Raw genomic sequence first — 17,805 nt, forward strand, 5'->3', positions numbered from 1 at the left:
TTTGCTCGAAAAGTTTATAAACAAATAGTAAAAGATGGCTTAAAAGAGAAAAGGAAGAATGAAAAGCGATTTGACTCCCGACTCCCTTTCGAGATCCTTTTTACTTCTTAGCCTGACGGCTATGTCAGAGCTGATCCATCAGCTACCAGTTGCTTGAGTTTGGCGTTTTCTTCCTCCAATTGACGCAGGCGGCGCAGTTAAAGCCCATGTCCGAAGGTATCAGATTGATACACCTAAACCACCAAACTTCTTCTTCCAATTATAAAAAGTCGCATAGGAATCAGCTACGATCGGTGATTCCCATCTTTCGACAGACTTCGTCAACCGAGACCCCACTCTCGGCTTGCTTTAAGGCAAAGGCAATCTGTGCCTCTGTAAATTTACTTTTTTTCATGGTGACTTTTTTGGTTAATTGAAACTAACAAAAATCACCGATTTTTTCTACTTCCCTTCGGTCCATTTTTATGGGAGGAGGTCAGGCTAGTAGTGAAAAAAACATAGATAGCCACTTTATTATTGAGCAACTCGATCAATTTTCATTCACATTAGCCAAAGAGACCTTTCTGGTTTTAGATAATGCCCGTATTCATAGTTGTCGGTTAGTCAAACAACAAATGAAGGTGTGGCAAAGCAGAGGTTTATTTATTTTCTTTTTACCTCCGTATTGCCCTCAGTTAAATCTGGCGGAAACCGTGTGGAGAAAACTGAAAACCCACTGGATAAGGCCAGATGATTATCGACAGAAAGACTCACTTTTTTATGCAGTGAATCGATCTATGACCAAAATTGGTAAGGAGCTTACAATACAGTTTTCTCCTTTTAATATAAACTAATTGTGTGCAACTACTTATTTTCATTTAATTAATACTTAAAAATGAAATATCACGAGATTGGTTAATCAAATATTCCAATTTAAGCTTATAATCTAATTATTGAAAAACAATTTATTTTGTTTTTGTTACATATTGTTATAATTTGTATAATATTTTGTAGCTATGTTACTTAACTTATAACTGATTTTCATATGATTGATTACTCATATAGAACAAAGTTTGAGAAACATGTAGTTAAACTGCTTGATTTATATGATTTGTTTCCATTTCATAAGCATCCTCTTTGGAGTGCCATCATAAATAAACAACTAACTAAAGAGCAGGTAGTTAAAGCTGAAGCTCAACATTATTTGCGTACTAAGGCTGGACAAGTTTTACGACATGACGCAATGGTTCAGAGCGCATCTGTAAGTGAAGTGATTTGGAAAGCTATAATCGAAACATATTTTGAAGAATGTACAGATAATGATGGTACACCTAATCATTTAGAGTATATTAAGAGATTAATTATTGAAGGAGGAATGAGTGAGAGAGAGATTGAGAATCTAAGAAATACTCCAGGCAATATTGCTGCAATAGCTTTATATAAGATTATTGGAGAGCGAGGACCAGGTTGTCATGTTGTTGGTGCAGGAATGGTTGAATATTTCTATGCTCAGCTATCTCCTCACATATTCCGCTCATATGTTGACAATTACGGTTTTACTCCATATGCAGTAGAAACTTATGAAATACATGGAGTAATGGATCAAACACATGCAGAAAGGGCTTTAACAGCGATTGATGAGGCAGTAAATTTACATGGTTGGGAGGAAGTAGAGGACAGTGTTAGAGATGCATTCGTTGCAACTAGTCTTCACTATGACGGTATGTTACAGGCAGCATTAGGTGAAAATAATTATTGGAATGGTAAATAAACTGTAAGTATGAAAGGTTATATCTATACAATGTATGCAGGGGCTGACCCTGGAATGGGATGGAATCTAACAGATCCAATATTTGGAAAGATACCAACATTAGGTGCATGTATGCCAAATATAAGAAGATCTGTAACTACAGGAGATTATATTTTCTCAATTAGTGGAAGGGTTCTAAATGTTAAGCAATATATTGTAGGCGGATTTGAAGTAGATGAGAAACTAGATGCATTAACGGCATATGATAAGTTTCCTGAGTATAGAATGGAAAAAGATGAACATGGCTCATTAAAAGGAAATATTATTATTGATCAGAATGGCAATCATCTTGATTTTGATTATCATACTAATTTTGAAACTAGAATTAATAATTACGTAGTAGGTAAGAATCCTATTTTTTTAGATGATAAGAAATCAATCGACAAAGCAAGAGAGGAAACGATAGATATACTTAACTATTTATTTAATAAAAAAGAAGATAGCGTACATAAGATAATAGGGCGATGGAGAAAGATAGATACATCGCAAATTAATGATTTAATAAGTTGGTTTAAAGAAGTTAGAAATAGATCTAATCTGTAAATAAGTGATGCTTAATTTGATTCAACAACTCAGAAGCTTAGAGAATAATTTGGAGCTATTAGAGAAAAAGACTGGAATATCTAGAGAAAGACTTAACTCAATCACTGAGGGTCAAGCAGAACCTTCAATGACAGAAGTAAGAGCATTATCAAAGGTATTAAAGCTTTCAATTGATTTTCTACTTGGAGAGAATGAAGAGTTTAGTGAGATCAAAGTATTATTTCGCAGTTCAACTCCAAAAGAAGATACATTCAAGATAGATAGGATATCACATATTATTGGTAACATCGTTGCACTAATTGGTAATAATAAATCTATTTCTCCTCTTTTCACAAGCATTTCAAGTTTTGATTCAAATAAAGCTATAAACGCTGTAGCATTAGCTTATAAGTTTAGAGAGTTGTTCTTTAAAAATGATGTAATATCTCCTTTAATAAGTTTACCAAGAATACTTGTCGAAGAATTACAATGCGTACTAAGTGTCAGTGATTTGGGAAAGGACACTGATGGAGCGTCTGCTGTTATAGATTCAATACCTTTCATTTTTGTCTCTCCAAGATTTGAAGGAAGGATGTTGTACACAATAGCTCACGAATTAGGTCATATTCTAGCACATCTAAGTGAGAATCAAAATTTTGGTGCTATAGATAAAGAAATAACTTATTTAAAGAATAATAGAGTTCATGAAGAATCATTCGCAAATATTTTTGCAGGATCTCTTTTATTACCTCAGCGAGGTGTTGGAGAGACATTAAAATATATTCGTGCTCAGAATAGAAGTCAAGGGCCAATAGGCGACATTGAAATAATATATTTAAGTAGAGTGTATGGAGTTAGTTTTGAAGTTGCCGCGAAACGTTGTGAGGAATTAGAATTATTACCAGAAGGAGGCGCAATTTCTTTATATGAATATTTAAAGAAAGTACATGGTGGTCCAGAGCAAAGAGCTAAACAGCTCTCTCTACCTGAACGAGCTAAAATTGACTTTCCCAATATACCAGCATACATAGTTCATGCAGCACTAGATAAAATAAATCAAGGGGAACTTTCTTTGGGAAAAGCATCTGAGATATTACGAATGCCTATCACAAAAATTGTCAATTTAAATGCTTCAAACAATTAGCTATGGACATTGTTTTAGACTCAAGCTCAATTATCAATCTAATAAATGGTGAGGTGTTTTATAGTATCTTTTCACTGAAAAACTTTTATTTTAAAATAGGACCGCTTGTTAAAGAAGAATGTGAGAAGCATAATGAATTAGACGATGCAATTGCTAAAGAGCTTCTTGAGTTATTACCAGATGTTTCATTACAACAATTTAAACTATTAAAAGGTAAATATAACCTTGGTGATGGTGAAACTGAATGTATTATTAACTGTATGAATAATTTTAGTTTTTATTTGTCATGTGATGATTCTAAAGCAAGAAGAGATGCTGCCAAAGAAGTGAGTGAAGAAAGGGTAAAAGGAACTTTATTTTTATTGAGGGAAATGAGAATACAGAATTTACTCGATTGTGATGGTACGATTGATAGGCTCCAATTAATGAAGTCTAAAGGTGGTTTCTTACCAAATAAGGGAAAAGCTTATTTTTGTAAGTAGCTTTACCTATTACTCTATATATAAAAAATAACAGGTGTAACTTGCTGATTAGTAGTGTAGTAAATCTCTTAAGAGTGGTCTCGCCGGGTGTCGAACCCCAAACCTTCTGATCCGTAGTCAGTTGATAGATCTCATTATGAACTTAGATATTTGTAATCTTGAAGTACTTATGTCTGAATATGATGTTTCCCATGATAATGTAACTTGAACCTTTTATATTTTAGAAGCAACATTAGCAGAATTTATTTGCTATCTTTTATAAATTTTAAATTTAATTTCTGGTAGAGTAACTAAACGGAAATATATTTATTATGTTACCTATTTGTTACTCATATTATATAAAACACTGATAATCAACACTTAAAACTTGCATGGGGTGCAAGGGGTCGCTGGTTCGAATCCAGTCATCCCGACTGAAATACGAAGAAGACTGTTTAAAATCTAGGTTTTAAACAGTCTTTTTGTTTTTAGGGAGTTGTTACTCAGTCTTACTGTCTAAACTTCTCCTTTTAATAACTTTCTACACTATAAACTGCTCAAAAAGAAAGGTTATTTTGAAAGTTCTTCCAAGCCAAACGCAGCCAATACTTTTGGATATTCCACATTTACAGCGTCGTTGGCCCTTTGAACAATTTCTCCTGTCGAAGGGTCTACAACGGTTCGTAATGGCCTTTGTCCTTTCGGCAAATTAATCAGGTTCACTACTGCATCTGCAACATCTTGGGGATCAGGCTTTACAGACTCGATAATTTGCCCAATAGCAGCAAACATTTTATCTGGAAATTCCGCGATAGCACTATAATCGCCAACAATCGATGTATCAGAGCCAAATTGTACCTTCTGGGACATTTCGGTAGGGAAGGTTCCAGGTTGAACAATGGCTATATCCACTCCCAAAGATCGTAACTCATAATGCAAACCTTCACTTAGTCCTTCCAAACCAAACTTTGAAGCACTATAGACTACAGAAAAAGGAAAGGAGAATGTTCCGAATCCACTCGAAACATTGATGATCAGGCCATCTGATTGTTTACGCATGAATGGTAAAACCAGTTTCATCAACTTCCAGGGGGCAAACACATTCACATCAAATATTCGCTGAACATCTTCGGCAGTTGCGCTTTCAGCTATCCCGAACATTGTAACTCCTGCATTATTTACCAATACATCAATTGTGCCTTCAGCAGCAATGATCGTGTTAATGGCATTTTTTAAACTCGCATCATCTGTCAGCGATACATCCAAAACCGTTACATTTTCTACCTGTGCCAGTGCTTTCGCTTTGTCGGCATTCTTTCCATTGATGTCTCTCATTGTTGCATAAACTTTATGCCCCAAAGCTGCGACGGATTTGGCAGTAAGCCATCCAAACCCGCTATTTGTTCCTGTGATCAATACAACTTTCTTGCTCATTTTCTTATTAGTTAAAATACTGATACAAAGATCGCCATCTGCAAAACGAAAGCATTTACCATTTGGTAAAAAGTGATTTTAACGGATGTTTTTTCTTATCCTGCTTAATGATTGTTGTGTAATCCCGAGGTAAGATGCAACATAAGAAAGCGGAACACGATTGATAATTGTCGGAAATTGTTCAATGAACGATAAATAACGGGTGGTCGCATCTTCTGAAACCAAGGGGCTCCTCCTCTCAATCGTTTTTAACAAACAATTCTTTAAAATCAATCCTGTTATATTATCCCAGCCAACAATTGTATTGCCGATCTCGTCCCAGTCTTTTTTTGAAAAGACAAGAAGTTTACAATCAGTGACAGCTTGTATATAGTCCGAAGCAGCTACTTGTGTCTCAAACTTTTGCTGGTCTGAAATAAAATTATTCTCATCAACGAAGTAATTGGTGATTTCTTCGCCTTTGTTGTTATAATAGCAAAAACGAACGACACCTTCCAGAACGAATCCAACATATCGTGGGATCTTCCCGGCTTCTGAAAAGTACTCTTCTTTACGAAGTTCCAGCTCTTTTGCCTTACTCATAATGAAGTCTGTCTGGTGCTTGTTCAGATTCCCAAACTGCAATATATAATCGAGGAATGCTTTCATAAGGTAAATTTCGCATTTATTGTGCGCAGTTTATTTACCATATGGTAAAAATTAAACTTGCTAATGCTGCACTCCTACACCAATCAACAGAACCAAGGACTTACTCAGAAAGTAGATATCAATGATGCGGGACATTACAGGCTATGTTCCAATGTAAAGATTTTCAGACTCACTTAATTCAATAACAAAAGCTGTTCAAGTTTCTTTCTCCCAACTTAGCTCAAACAGTTAAGTATTCCTCGAATGGCGTTATCTATTTGGCTATAAATGCTATTTCAGACAGGTTTGGAATCGGTAAGATATCTCCCGTAAATCTGTGCTATTCTTCCCTACAAATGGACTATTTATCTGGTGCAAATGCCAGTAGTTTTGTCATATCAAAATAAACAAAACAAACACAAATATGTCAAAAGTAGTTTTTATTACCGGTGCATCCAGAGGATTCGGTAAATTATGGGCAGAAGCCTTTTTGAAACGTGGTGATAAAGTAGCAGCAACAGCCAGAAATATCTCAGCTTTGGATGATCTGGTTAGCACATACGGAGATAACATATTACCTGTACAATTAGACGTAACCAACAGACCAGACAACTTTGAAGCTGTCAACAAAGTGGTTGAAAAATTTGGCCGAATAGATATTCTGATTAATAACGCAGGTTACGGTCTATTTGGTACTGTGGAAGAGTCCACTGAACAGCAAGCTCGTGCTCAAATGGAAACCAACTTCTTTGGTTTGTTATGGGTGACACAAGCAGTATTGCCTGTTATGCGGGCACAGAAAAGTGGTCATATCATTCAGGTTTCCAGCTTCCTGGGACTAACTACTATTCCAATGCTGGGTGTATACAATGCATCTAAATTTGCAGTAGAAGGGCTAAGCGAAACGCTGGCAAGTGAGGTAGCCCATCTGGGTATTAAAGTGACACTGATTGAGCCAAATGGATTCGCTACTGAATGGGCTGGAGCTTCTGCTATACAAACAGACAATACAATTCAGGACTATACACCTGTACGTGAAGCTTTTGGAGAGTCTGGTAGTGACCCTAGCATCTGGGGTAAACCTGAAGCGACAGTAGCCCCTATTCTGCAAATAGCTGATAGTCCTAATCCTCCTTTACGATTATTACTTGGTAAAGTAGCATATCATGGTGTAGTCCAAGCCTATACCAAACAACTGGAGGAGGTAGAAACCTGGAAAGAAGTAAGTATTGCTGCTCATGGGCATTAACAATAATTATCTTCCCATTGAGTTTTGGGAATGTTCTCCAGTATAATTTTGTTTACCTTCAAACTGAAAAAGCATTTATCAACTCCATACAGGAAATGATATGAATAAGACAGTCCATTACAAAATGCTGGCTGATCTGCACAAAGGCAATGGCTGGCCTCCACCCGAACATCCGTTGCTAAGTGTTGTCAGTTGTAAGAAAGATTGCTCAATGGGAGATAGAGAGTTTACCAGCAATTGTTATCTGATCGGGTTCAAAAAGCTGAAAGCAGGTGTTATTCTGTATGGACGTACTCACTATGATCATACCAATGGTTCTATGTTATTTGTAAAGCCACGACAGATCATAGAAATGAAATATATGGAGTTTGAGGAGGATGGCTTTATGATACTAATCCATGAGGATTATCTTGCAGGACATGAACTGCATCATGCCATACAGAAATACAACTTCTTTGACTATGAAACCAATGAAGCGCTGCATCTGTCTCCGAAAGAGGAAGCAATTATCTGGGACTTATTTAACAAGATAGCAGGCGAATATAGTACGAATCAGGATGAATACAGCCGTGAGATCATGATTGGTCATATTTCTTCCATACTTATGTACTCACAGCGCTTTTACAAAAGACAATTTATCAATCGTACGGATATGTCGGGCAAAACGGTGACTAAATTCAATGAAGCACTACGACTGTATTATGAAGCGGGTTATCTACAAACCAAAGGTCTTCCGTCTGTACAAAGTCTGGCAGAGCAGCTTTATGTATCTCCCCGCTATCTCAGTGATCTATTAAAGCAGGAAACAGGCAAGACAGCCATGGATCTTATCCATATTTCCTTAATATCCGAGGCAAAGAATCAACTGAGAGCGTCTGATCAGAGTGTAGCAGAAATCGCATATGGACTGGGTTTTGAAAACACGTCTTACTTCACACGATTGTTTAAGAAACAGGTAGGAATCAAACCACTTGAGTTCAAAAAACAATCTCTAAACTAAAGAATAATTTTGCATCTGTAGCCAGAATGACTCAACTCATTCTGGCTTTTCTATTCTATATAAGTCTATATGGAAAGTGGTTTATAATCACATCATTTTTATACGAGTATATAGTCAAATCAATAACTATTGTAGTTTGAATCACTAACTGGCATTATTTTATAACTTTATTGATCAATCATGTCTATCAAATGGAGTCATTACGTTTATATTTACGTTCTCTTTCAGAAATTTCTGATACAAGCTGGGAAATTCTATCTACAACACTCCACATGGTGACCTTTGCCAGAACCACCTGTTTGCTCAAATCTGGTCAGGTTTGTAACTCACTCTTTTTTATCAGCAAAGGATATTGCAGAGCCTTTTATGATAAAGATGGTCAGGAAGTTAACACATCATTCTTCTTTGAAAAGGATATTGCTACCAACCTTAACAGTTATGCTACCGACCAACCCTCTGCATATACAATTCAAGCCTGCGAAGATGTAACAACCATACAATTTGACAAGAAAAAATTGCTGAAAGTTTGTGAGCAAGACCCTCAGATCGCTTTATTGGGAAGAAAATGCCTGCAATACATTGCAGCTAAAGAAGAAAAACATGCAGCAATCTATAAACTAATGACTGCACAGGAACGGTATGAATACATAGAAGATCTCTACCCACATATTATACAACGTGTATCTCTTACTCACCTTTCTTCCTATTTGGGAATAGCCAGGGAAACATTAAGCCGAATTCGTAGCAGACGTATGTAGCCTATCATTTTGTGACGATCGTCACATGATATGTTTCTCAGCCAGTATGATCTTTGTGTTATATATCAAAAATCTATATTCAACTGATAAACAATAAGATTATGGCACAATATGAGTCACAACTTCCAGAAACCAGTACAAAAGAGACAGTGCTGTCTTTTATAGAAGCCTTAAATAAAGAAGACTTTGCCCAGGCCAGACGACTGGTACATGACGATCTTACTTTTATAGGAGCATTGGGTACACGTAACGGAGCAGACGCTTATTTTGCAGATATGGAGCGCATGAAAATGAAATATGTGATTCAAAGAGCTTTTGTGGAAGGAAATGATGTTTGTCTTTTGTATGATTTTACAATTGACGGTATCACCATATTTGGCTGCGGATGGTATCAGCTTATCGACAACAGAATACGTTCTTTTAAAGTAATTTTTGACCCACGCCCTTTACTGGAAGGAGCCAATAAAAAATGATACAGGATTGTCCTGTATCATTTTTTACTAATTGTAATAGTTAGTTTATCAAAAAGTCAGAATCGTCTTTTCAATAATATCACAGCATTCATGTAATTGTTCTTCAGTAATAGTTAAGGGAGGAGCAAAGCGAATTTTATCTCCATGAGTAGGTTTTGCCAGTAAGCTATTGTCACGCAGAGCCAGACATACATCCCAGGCAGTTCGGCCATCTGTAGTTTCTTTGATATCAATAGCATTCAGTAAGCCCTTTCCACGAACAGCCTTTACACGGTCTGTTTTAGTTTGCAGGATTTCCATACGATGACGAAACAACTCACCCATCTTGTGTGCATTCTCTATAAGTTTTTCTTCTCTTACCACTTCCAGGGCGGCCATGGCCACTGCGCATGCCAGAGGATTTCCACCAAAAGTGCTACCGTGTTCACCAGGTTTCAGTGTCAGCATAACCTCATTATCAGCCAGCACTGCCGATACAGGATATATACCTCCTGACAAAGCTTTACCGAGAACTACAATATCTGGCCGCACTCCTTCGTGGTCACAACAAAGCATTTTACCTGTTCGGGCAATACCGGTTTGTACTTCATCCGCTATAAAAAGAACATTGTATTTTTCACAAAGTGCCTCCACCCCCTTCAGATAACCAGCATCAGGAACAAATACACCTGCTTCACCCTGAATAGGCTCAACCCAGAATCCACATACATTGGGATTTTGCAGGGCTACTTCAACAGCATTCAGATCGTTGTAGGAAATAATCTGATATCCTGGCAAAAATGGGCCAAAATGCTTGGTTGCTATCGGATCTGTAGAAGCGGAAATGATACCAGTAGTCCGCCCATGAAAGTTGTTCTGAACAGCCACAATCACCGCCTGATTATCTGGAATACCTTTTACTTCATATCCCCATTTACGGGCAAGCTTAATCGTAGACTCATTGGCTTCTGCTCCTGAATTCATCATCAGCACCTTATCATAACCAAAGTATTGAGTAATGTATCGGGAAAATTCTCCCAGCTTATCACTATGAAAAGCACGTGAAGTCAGTGTCAGTATTTGTGCCTGATCTATCAGGGCTTTTACAATCTTAGGATGACAATGCCCCTGATTGACTGCACTATATGCAGACAAAAAATCATAATACCGCTTGCCGTTCACATCCCATAGAAAAACACCCTCTCCTCTCGCCAATACAACTGGCAAGGGATGATAATTGTGGGCTGAATACAGGTGTTCAAGTTCAATAAAGGTCTGTGATTGGTCAAGGGTGGTTATCATAATGGTAAAATAATATAGATTAAACTAATGTGCTTCTTTAGTTTAAAGGCTTATTACGAAATATACTCAAAACATTTTTATCTGTCAAACTGTTTAAAAGCCAGATGTATTACCCATTTTTGCTTCTATGTCCAAAAAGAAAGATAATTTATTAAACAACCGCGGACTTACTCCCGAAGATTACTATATCAACGAACAAGGTCTACTAGTTTTTACGGCACATTATCATCTCAAACGGGGCTATTGCTGCGGCAATCGCTGCAAGCATTGCCCTTATGACTATAAAAATACAAAATCTTAACAATTGTTTTGTTTTTTTATTTAACAATGCTGATATTTGCAGCCCTGTTTTGTATCGGACTGAATTTATCCTATTTACTATATTTAAAGACTTAAGAAAATGGCAAGAGTTTGTCAGATAACTGGAAAAAAGACCCAAGTAGGTAACAACGTTTCACACGCTAACAATAAAACAAAACGCAAGTTTTATCCTAATTTGCAAGTAAAACGTTTTTATGTACCTTCTGAAGATAAGTGGATTACTCTTAAAGTTTCTACAAGAGCTTTACGTACTATCTCTAAGAAAGGTATCGAAGCAGTGTTGAAAGAAGCACGTTTGGCTGGACAAGTATTATAATTTTGATACTGTTTTTCTGTAACAGCATATATTCAAAGACACCCACTAAAAAACTCCATCCTGTTAAACAAGATGGAGTTTTTTAGTATATGAATTTCTCAGATCATTCGTTTGAGCCTGAACTCTGCATAAATAAAGTTATTCTCTCTTCTTACAAATAACTTTACCCATTTTCCCTCTCCCCGTTGGAGAATCTTTAGGACATCGCTCAGATGCAGATCAGAAGCCATATGGCTATTAAGTGAAATTATTTCGTCCCCTTTTTTAAGACCCGCTTTATCGGCAGGTGAATCCGGATGTATATATTCCAACACAAACTTCTGAAAAGTTGATCCGGTAGCCCGTACATCTAATCCACTCATATCACGTTCAAACCGCTCTTTGAATGATTTTTTATTGGGTTTCAGAATGATATAATTCTGAGGGTAATTAAATACAACATCAAATCGTTTAAGAAATTCGCAGCCAATATTTCCCTGGCGATTCAGGTGGCGTGCCATTTCCATAGCAAGAGAGTTTGTGTCCGGAAAGGAAGTAATAACCTGTTCCAGTTCATAATTGCCAATTTTCACTTTCTCCAGCCGTCCCAGACTTCCATTAATGATCCCATTCAATCCCCGGCCTAACTGGGCACGTATAATCTTATCAGGCAATTGAATGTGTTCACTAGTTCCCAGATCAAGAGACAATGCATGACCTGCTCCTGTATCCAGGATAACCTTAATGGGGATCTCTCGGTTATCTGCGTAAATAGCACTTGCATACACATACGGTTTGGTATCCTCTATCACAATAGGAATCCTCTCACCCTTACCTCTGTATTTATATTTTTCTGGCTGATACAAACGTAATGTACGTGACCGAAAATCAATCTTGACTACAAAGTGTCGGAAAAGTTCAAATCCAAAAATACCATGAATAGGGATGCCTACATAGCTTGAAAGTTGAAGGAGATCATCGGAAAGTGCGACTACATTCTGTCCAATAGCCTTGATGCCAGGCAAATAAATCTGATTATTTATAGCAACATATGCCTCCAGAGACGACCCCTGTCCGGCACCTGTTACATTCACTTTGCGAACAAATCGCAGATTCAGCTTTTTGGCTACTTCCGGATCTGTCAACAGATTCATACTGATACCTGTATCTAATATAAAGTTTAACGTATCGGAGGTGTTGATACGTACCGGGATAACAATGAGATTGCTATGCCATTTAAATGGTATAACAATGCATTTACGTTTCTCAGCGAAAAAGAAGCCGACATCCTGTGCCTGAACACATTCGACAGCTACAGTTATAACAAAAGAAAATATACAGAAGCTTCTCCACATAAGAGATGCCCGCAGAGCGCTCATAGCGGTTATAGTTAAAAATTTACATATAATAAGAATTAAATTTCACACTGATTTTCAACACAATAACAATCCTTTCAACGAAAAGGTTGATTGCTGACCTGCTAATTTGTATGCCTCACATTTATAGACAAAAGATACCTTTTTTTTCTATCTGAAAACAGACTTTCTGCGCCAACTGCTCTAAATGCCTGATGAATGGTAGCTTCTAATCTTCTTTTATACGAAAGCACAACAGTGCAGCCAATACCATCAACCCTCCTCCTATCTGCACAGCCAGTAGCCGATCATTTCCTAATACATTTGCCATAAGCCATCCAAAGAATAACGAAGCAATGATCTCAGGCAGAACGATAAAGAAATTAAAGATTCCCATATAAATACCTATTTTATCATCAGGCAGACAGCCCGCCAGAATTGCGTAAGGCATAGATAGAATACTCGCCCAGGCAATACCAATACATGACATAGACACAAACAACAGGTTAGGCTCCCGGATAAACCCTACAGAGAGTAAACCCAATGCACCTATAATCAGGCAAACCATATGAGTTATCCGTTTACCCAAACGCATAGCAATAGCGGGAAGTATCAAAGCAAACAAAAACGTAACCAGATTGTAAAACGACAGTGTTAAGCCTGCAAATTGAATACCCTCTGTATATAAGGAAGACTTTTCATCTGGCGCCTGAAACACATTACGGGCCACTGCCGGCGAATAATAGAACCACATAAGAAACAACCCCGGCCATGTAAAAAACTGCACTAATGCAATCTGTCTCATGCGCTGTGGCATATGACGAATAGCGTGAAAAATCTCAACAGCCCCTGCGCCAAAACCTTTATTACTTTCCTGTTTCTTCAAAACAATATCAATGTCTACCGGAGGATATTCTTTTGTAGTAAGTATAGTATACAATACAGAGCCAAGAAAAGCAGCACCCCCTATATAAAAAGACAAACGAACAGTGGCAGGAATAGCCTCCTGTACATCGTTTTGTACATGAAACCAATGATCCATCATCCAGGGAAGCGCACTGGCAATTACAGAGCCTAAACCTATGAATAAACTCTGCATCGAAAATCCGATAGTCCGCTGCTCTTCTGAGAGTTTATCAACTACAAACGCCCGAAATGGCTCCATACTGATATTGATAGAAGTATCCATAATCCATAACAGTCCGGCAGCCATCCATAAAGCAGAAGAATTTGGCATGAGAACCAAAGCAATTGTACTTAGAATCGCACCAACCAAAAAATAAGGACGCCGACGCCCCAGAACAGGATGCCAGGTACGATCACTCAAATATCCAACTATAGGTTGTACAATTAAGCCTGTAAGAGGTGCGGCTAAAAACAAAAGTGGTATTTCATCGGCATTTGCTCCCAGATATTCATAAATACTACTCATGTTTGCCATCTGTAGTGCCCACCCAAACTGAATACCACAAAAGCCAAATGTCATGTTCCATATCTGCCAAAAACTCATTCTTGGCTTTGTAAGCGTTACGTTCATAAAGAATGTAAAGTAGAAATTCCCACCTATGGATACAAACTATAGTTACAACGTTAAATATAACTCAATTTATTCATAAAAAAACAATGATTCGTCAAATTTTACAGATACCAAAAAAGAACTGCCCTATCAGACAGTTCTTCTCTAATAATGACTTATCATATATTTATAAAAGTAGCCCTATGAGGTTTGGTATAGCCACTTTAGGGCTACTTTCATTCTGGAATTACCAATGTTGGCACATCTGTATATAAGGCAAGCTGACGAGTAACACTCCGATGAAAAAGTGAAGCAAAGAACCCACGCTTACGCGCAATTACAGCGACCAGGTCTGCATTCTGTTTATGAACAAAGGCATCAATTCCTTCCTGTACATCTTCATGTACCAGTGTATGCATAGAAAAAGGAACCGCTCCCAGCCAATCTTCCAAACGAATGGCTTCTACAGCCTTTTCTTCTGGTAGTTCCGTTGCCTCTGATTCTATATGTAAAGCAAGTATCTGCGCATTTGCCTGTTGTGCAATAGTAATCAGCGGGTTAAGTAACTGGTGTTTCGTTTCTTTAAAATCACTTGCTAGCACAATTGTATGTATAGGCTTCCAGGATACTTTTTGTGGAACAATAATCAAAGGACAAGATGTCTCCTGTGCAACATCAGCAGTAACACTTCCAACTAAAGCCTCCGGCTTGTTACCGGCGCCTTTTGTTCCCATTACGATCCAATTTATATTTTTCTCTTTAGTGATGGTTATAATCATATCTGAAGTTGCACCTGACTGAACCAGAAAATCACAGGGCACCTCTGTGGAGAACTCTTTACATAGTGCAGCTAACTGCTGGCGAGCCTCTTCCAGATCGGCAATAACAGGTTCGGCAATAAATGTATCCGGGTCCAGATAAGGAATAGGTTCAATGTATACCAGTAATAACCGGGCGCCGATAAACTTCGCAAACTGCGAGGCATATTTTAACTCTGAATGAGAGTTTTGAGAAAAATCAATTGGACAAAGAATGGTCTGCATGTGAGTCAGGTAAAGTAGTTAGATAATAGAAACACACTACCAGGTTTTTCTATTCCTGGGCTAAGTATATATTTTCATGTTCAATAAGGCAATATAAAATAGAGCATTATCTGTGTTTATATCTGCGATATTAACAAAATGTTACTATTCAGATCTGCTATCTATTCAGAAACAAAGTAAATGTAGAAAGTAACTATGAGGTCTGGTCTGATAAAGATCAATTGAAAATATAATTTTTGACATTCTCTTCTATTACTTTTAAAAATCAGTTTCAAGTTCATTATTTCAACCGATCTGCAAAACAGTCGAAGAAATATAAAATACCGTACCCAAAATACAATTCCTGCCTGCCATGAGTAATTCCTTACCAAATTTTGAGCAATTACTATCATTGATTTTTAGTTAAAAGACAGGGTTCAGAAAAATAACTAACAACATAGTTTGAAAACTAAGAAATTAGTTTTAAGTTTGTCATATATAACTCCTATTATATAAAATCATGAAAAACCTGAGAGAACTTACCCGTGCAGAAGAAGAAGTTATGCAAATCCTGTGGAAACTAAATAAAGGATTTGTCAAAGACATCATAGAGCTCCTGCCAGAACCTAAGCCTGCATATAACACGGTATCAACTATCGTTCGCATCCTGGAAACCAAAGGATTTATAGGGCATAATGCCTATGGAAAGACCCATGAATATTATCCTCTGATTTCAAAAACTGACTATACCCGTTTTTATTTTAAGAACTTTTTGAAAGGTTATTTTGGTGGATCATTTGCGGGTCTGGTTTCCTTCTTTGCAAAAGAAGAAGATGTGGATCTGAAAGAGTTGGAAGAATTGCTTAAAAACGTTCCAAAAGAAGACTCAGATGAAGATACCAGCAATGCTTAGCTACTTACTTGAAGCAAGTATAGCTATGAGTATCCTATATATAGTATATAAGGTATTACTCAGTCACTACAGAAACTTCCAGTTTAACCGGATATTTATTCTGGTAGCATTGAGTCTTTCAGCCCTGTTGCCTTTTATAGAGCTCCCAGCTGATACATCTCTGGTTTACATGGTTGGAATGCCAACATTTACATTGGCAGAGATTGATTTTGCAGCGTCTAAAGAAAAGCTACCTTTATTAACCAACAGGTTCACAGGATTTCAGTTACTCATGCTGATTTACTGGATAGGAGTATGTCTGGCCAGTTTACGCTTGGGTTTACAGTTAGTACGCCTCTGGCGGCAAAAACAGGCGTTTACCTACCAATCACAGGAAGGCTATCAACTTATCTTTACAAAAGGCCAGCTGCCTACCTTTTCTTTTTTCAAATGGCTCTTCTGGGATGATAGCCAAAAACTAACAGATAGAGAAACAGACTTAATCCTACTCCATGAGAAAACACATATACGCCAATGGCATTCTGCTGATATCTTACTGACAGAGATATATAAGATCCTATTCTGGTTTCATCCTATTGTATATGCTTTCCAAAAATCACAACGTGCCATACATGAATACCTGGCAGATCAGGCAGCCTTACAGGAAGGTTCATCAGAGATCTACATCAGGTTATTGACTCACTCTTTGTTAAAAAAACTGAATATCCCATTAGTACAGTCCTTTTATCATTCATCTTTAAAAAGTCGTATCAGTATGCTTCGTTCTGTTAAAACCAACAAGCCTACAACCTGGAAGGCTGTAGGCAGTATCCTTTCTGCTTTAGTACTTATATTAGTGTATGCATGTAGAAGCCAGGATAGCATTAATCCATCTGCTCGTACTACTGCTGTAGATCAGATGCCTGAATATTCAGGAGGCACAGATGCTTTGTATAGAGAAATATCACAAACTATACGCTATCCATTGTCTGCCCGTAAAGCAGGAGCGCAGGGACAGGTAGTAGCCTCTTATACTATCAATAAAGAGGGTAAACTGGAAAATATAGAAATAACACAGGGAGTACACTCAGATGTAGATCAGGAAGTGATCAGAGTACTAAGCAATCTGAAACAAACATGGACACCCGGACAAAAAGGCAAGCAGGCAACCAATGTAAAAATGGCATTACCCATTCAGTTTGTCCTGGAGGGAAAAGATAAAAGCAATTCGGCTTCCGGTGGTAAAGGTCTGGTAGTAGTTGGCTATGCGCCTTCTGATAATATCAGTACAGATGAGCCATTTGTTGCCGTAGAGCACATGCCAGAGTTTCCGGGAGGGTTTCCAAAGCTAGGAGAATTTCTGGCTGAAAATCTGAAGTACCCGGCAGAATCACGCGAGAAAGGTGTATATGGAACAGTATTTCTGTCTTTTGTAGTAAAAGAGAACGGAGATATCTCTGATATAAAAATTGCAAAAGGAGTTAACGCTGAAATGGATGCAGAAGCACTACGAGTAGCCAAACTAATGCCTAAGTGGATACCCGGAAAACAAAGTGGCAAAGAAGTGCCTGTCCGTTTTAGTCTACCTATCAAATTTACTTTGTAGAAATCTAACAAAGTACTCGCTACTACAACCTATATCTATACAAAAAATAGCCCGACTTCT

At 37.6% G+C, this 17,805-nt stretch carries 19 protein-coding genes and 1 pseudogene; 13 read left to right on the forward strand and 7 right to left on the reverse strand.

Annotation, left to right across the window (positions count from 1 at the left end; translation table 11 throughout):
• Positions 1-137: 137 nt before the first annotated feature.
• Positions 138-394: pseudogene (locus QNI22_RS06660) on the reverse strand (transposase); the annotation flags it as partial.
• 70 nt (positions 395-464) lie between these two features.
• Here QNI22_RS06660 and QNI22_RS06665 point away from each other — a divergent pair.
• The 5 genes from QNI22_RS06665 (at position 465) to QNI22_RS06685 (ending at position 3,937) form a co-directional block, all read left to right on the forward strand.
• Positions 465-833 carry a transposase gene (locus QNI22_RS06665; RefSeq protein WP_314509860.1) on the forward strand — a complete coding sequence of 123 codons (369 nt, stop codon included), beginning with the start codon at positions 465-467 and terminating at the stop codon, positions 831-833.
• A 191-nt stretch (positions 834-1,024) separates the two neighbouring features.
• Complete coding sequence (locus QNI22_RS06670) at positions 1,025-1,750, forward strand: iron-containing redox enzyme family protein (protein WP_314509861.1); 726 nt, start codon at positions 1,025-1,027, stop codon at positions 1,748-1,750.
• A gap of 9 nt (positions 1,751-1,759) precedes the next feature.
• A complete protein-coding gene (locus QNI22_RS06675; protein ID WP_314509862.1) occupies positions 1,760-2,332 on the forward strand; it encodes an Nmad2 family putative nucleotide modification protein in 573 nt (190 codons plus the stop codon).
• Positions 2,333-2,339: 7 nt separating this feature from the next.
• Positions 2,340-3,455: an XRE family transcriptional regulator gene (locus tag QNI22_RS06680; protein WP_314509863.1), complete on the forward strand. Its 1,116-nt coding sequence runs from the start codon at positions 2,340-2,342 to the stop codon at positions 3,453-3,455.
• 2 nt (positions 3,456-3,457) lie between these two features.
• The gene (locus QNI22_RS06685) at positions 3,458-3,937 is read left to right on the forward strand and encodes a PIN domain-containing protein (protein WP_314509865.1); all 480 of its coding nucleotides are present in this window, start codon (positions 3,458-3,460) and stop codon (positions 3,935-3,937) included.
• Positions 3,938-4,486: 549 nt separating this feature from the next.
• Here the strand turns inward: QNI22_RS06685 and QNI22_RS06690 are convergent.
• Together QNI22_RS06690 and QNI22_RS06695 are read right to left on the reverse strand one after the other, a co-directional pair.
• Positions 4,487-5,350: an SDR family oxidoreductase gene (locus tag QNI22_RS06690; RefSeq protein ID WP_314509866.1), complete on the reverse strand. Its 864-nt coding sequence runs from the start codon at positions 5,348-5,350 to the stop codon at positions 4,487-4,489.
• Between the two features lie 78 nt (positions 5,351-5,428).
• On the reverse strand, positions 5,429-5,998 hold the full coding sequence (locus tag QNI22_RS06695; RefSeq protein ID WP_314509867.1) for a Crp/Fnr family transcriptional regulator: 570 nt from the start codon (positions 5,996-5,998) through the stop codon (positions 5,429-5,431).
• 403 nt (positions 5,999-6,401) lie between these two features.
• Between QNI22_RS06695 and QNI22_RS06700 the strand changes: the two genes are divergently transcribed.
• The 4 genes from QNI22_RS06700 (at position 6,402) to QNI22_RS06715 (ending at position 9,457) form a co-directional block, all read left to right on the forward strand.
• On the forward strand, positions 6,402-7,226 hold the full coding sequence (locus QNI22_RS06700) for an SDR family NAD(P)-dependent oxidoreductase (RefSeq protein ID WP_314509868.1): 825 nt from the start codon (positions 6,402-6,404) through the stop codon (positions 7,224-7,226).
• Positions 7,227-7,326: 100 nt separating this feature from the next.
• Positions 7,327-8,226, forward strand: coding sequence for a helix-turn-helix domain-containing protein (locus QNI22_RS06705; RefSeq protein WP_314509869.1), 900 nt, complete (start codon positions 7,327-7,329; stop codon positions 8,224-8,226).
• Positions 8,227-8,417: 191 nt separating this feature from the next.
• Positions 8,418-8,984, forward strand: a complete 567-nt coding sequence (locus QNI22_RS06710) for a Crp/Fnr family transcriptional regulator (RefSeq protein WP_314509870.1) — start codon at positions 8,418-8,420, stop codon at positions 8,982-8,984.
• Positions 8,985-9,085: 101 nt separating this feature from the next.
• Positions 9,086-9,457 carry a nuclear transport factor 2 family protein gene (locus QNI22_RS06715; RefSeq protein ID WP_314509871.1) on the forward strand — a complete coding sequence of 124 codons (372 nt, stop codon included), beginning with the start codon at positions 9,086-9,088 and terminating at the stop codon, positions 9,455-9,457.
• A gap of 48 nt (positions 9,458-9,505) precedes the next feature.
• On the opposite strand, the gene rocD is transcribed toward QNI22_RS06715, so the two are convergent.
• On the reverse strand, positions 9,506-10,738 hold the full coding sequence (rocD, locus tag QNI22_RS06720; protein ID WP_314509872.1) for an ornithine--oxo-acid transaminase: 1,233 nt from the start codon (positions 10,736-10,738) through the stop codon (positions 9,506-9,508).
• 127 nt (positions 10,739-10,865) lie between these two features.
• Between rocD and QNI22_RS06725 the strand changes: the two genes are divergently transcribed.
• Positions 10,866-11,039 carry a C1orf53 family protein gene (locus tag QNI22_RS06725; protein ID WP_314509873.1) on the forward strand — a complete coding sequence of 58 codons (174 nt, stop codon included), beginning with the start codon at positions 10,866-10,868 and terminating at the stop codon, positions 11,037-11,039.
• Positions 11,040-11,138: 99 nt separating this feature from the next.
• Complete coding sequence (gene rpmB, locus QNI22_RS06730) at positions 11,139-11,375, forward strand: 50S ribosomal protein L28 (protein WP_313974622.1); 237 nt, start codon at positions 11,139-11,141, stop codon at positions 11,373-11,375.
• Between the two features lie 98 nt (positions 11,376-11,473).
• Here rpmB and QNI22_RS06735 read toward each other — a convergent pair whose 3' ends face one another.
• The 3 genes from QNI22_RS06735 to QNI22_RS06745 form a co-directional block, all read right to left on the reverse strand.
• A complete protein-coding gene (locus tag QNI22_RS06735; protein ID WP_314509874.1) occupies positions 11,474-12,733 on the reverse strand; it encodes an aspartyl protease family protein in 1,260 nt (419 codons plus the stop codon).
• Positions 12,734-12,938: 205 nt separating this feature from the next.
• Positions 12,939-14,246, reverse strand: a complete 1,308-nt coding sequence (locus QNI22_RS06740) for an MFS transporter (RefSeq protein WP_314509875.1) — start codon at positions 14,244-14,246, stop codon at positions 12,939-12,941.
• A 215-nt stretch (positions 14,247-14,461) separates the two neighbouring features.
• Positions 14,462-15,268: a universal stress protein gene (locus QNI22_RS06745; RefSeq protein ID WP_314509876.1), complete on the reverse strand. Its 807-nt coding sequence runs from the start codon at positions 15,266-15,268 to the stop codon at positions 14,462-14,464.
• Positions 15,269-15,776: 508 nt separating this feature from the next.
• On the opposite strand from QNI22_RS06745, the gene QNI22_RS06750 reads away from it, so the two are divergent.
• Positions 15,777-16,160, forward strand: a complete 384-nt coding sequence (locus QNI22_RS06750) for a BlaI/MecI/CopY family transcriptional regulator (RefSeq protein ID WP_314510573.1) — start codon at positions 15,777-15,779, stop codon at positions 16,158-16,160.
• A gap of 25 nt (positions 16,161-16,185) precedes the next feature.
• Positions 16,186-17,745: a M56 family metallopeptidase gene (locus QNI22_RS06755; RefSeq protein WP_314509877.1), complete on the forward strand. Its 1,560-nt coding sequence runs from the start codon at positions 16,186-16,188 to the stop codon at positions 17,743-17,745.
• Positions 17,746-17,805 lie beyond the last annotated feature (60 nt).

Origin of the sequence: Xanthocytophaga agilis (genome assembly GCF_030068605.1) — a bacterium.
In the GTDB taxonomy this organism is placed as follows: Bacteria; Bacteroidota; Bacteroidia; order Cytophagales; family 172606-1; genus Xanthocytophaga; species Xanthocytophaga agilis.

Excerpts from the sequence above, each read along its gene's own strand:
- QNI22_RS06670 (WP_314509861.1), top strand. The coding sequence starts at position 1,025 with ATGATTGATTACTCATATAGAACAAAGTTTGAGAAACATGTAGTTAAA.
- QNI22_RS06675 (WP_314509862.1), top strand. The coding sequence starts at position 1,760 with ATGAAAGGTTATATCTATACAATGTATGCAGGGGCTGACCCTGGAATG.
- QNI22_RS06700 (WP_314509868.1), top strand. The coding sequence starts at position 6,402 with ATGTCAAAAGTAGTTTTTATTACCGGTGCATCCAGAGGATTCGGTAAA.
- QNI22_RS06705 (WP_314509869.1), top strand. The coding sequence starts at position 7,327 with ATGAATAAGACAGTCCATTACAAAATGCTGGCTGATCTGCACAAAGGC.
- QNI22_RS06725 (WP_314509873.1), top strand. The coding sequence starts at position 10,866 with ATGTCCAAAAAGAAAGATAATTTATTAAACAACCGCGGACTTACTCCC.
- QNI22_RS06735 (WP_314509874.1), bottom strand. The coding sequence starts at position 12,733 with ATGAGCGCTCTGCGGGCATCTCTTATGTGGAGAAGCTTCTGTATATTT.
- QNI22_RS06680 (WP_314509863.1), top strand. The coding sequence starts at position 2,340 with ATGCTTAATTTGATTCAACAACTCAGAAGCTTAGAGAATAATTTGGAG.
- QNI22_RS06685 (WP_314509865.1), top strand. The coding sequence starts at position 3,458 with ATGGACATTGTTTTAGACTCAAGCTCAATTATCAATCTAATAAATGGT.
- QNI22_RS06695 (WP_314509867.1), bottom strand. The coding sequence starts at position 5,998 with ATGAAAGCATTCCTCGATTATATATTGCAGTTTGGGAATCTGAACAAG.
- QNI22_RS06745 (WP_314509876.1), bottom strand. The coding sequence starts at position 15,268 with ATGCAGACCATTCTTTGTCCAATTGATTTTTCTCAAAACTCTCATTCA.
- QNI22_RS06755 (WP_314509877.1), top strand. The coding sequence starts at position 16,186 with ATGAGTATCCTATATATAGTATATAAGGTATTACTCAGTCACTACAGA.
- QNI22_RS06665 (WP_314509860.1), top strand. The coding sequence starts at position 465 with ATGGGAGGAGGTCAGGCTAGTAGTGAAAAAAACATAGATAGCCACTTT.
- QNI22_RS06715 (WP_314509871.1), top strand. The coding sequence starts at position 9,086 with ATGGCACAATATGAGTCACAACTTCCAGAAACCAGTACAAAAGAGACA.
- rocD (WP_314509872.1), bottom strand. The coding sequence starts at position 10,738 with ATGATAACCACCCTTGACCAATCACAGACCTTTATTGAACTTGAACAC.
- QNI22_RS06710 (WP_314509870.1), top strand. The coding sequence starts at position 8,418 with ATGGAGTCATTACGTTTATATTTACGTTCTCTTTCAGAAATTTCTGAT.
- QNI22_RS06740 (WP_314509875.1), bottom strand. The coding sequence starts at position 14,246 with ATGAACGTAACGCTTACAAAGCCAAGAATGAGTTTTTGGCAGATATGG.
- rpmB (WP_313974622.1), top strand. The coding sequence starts at position 11,139 with ATGGCAAGAGTTTGTCAGATAACTGGAAAAAAGACCCAAGTAGGTAAC.
- QNI22_RS06690 (WP_314509866.1), bottom strand. The coding sequence starts at position 5,350 with ATGAGCAAGAAAGTTGTATTGATCACAGGAACAAATAGCGGGTTTGGA.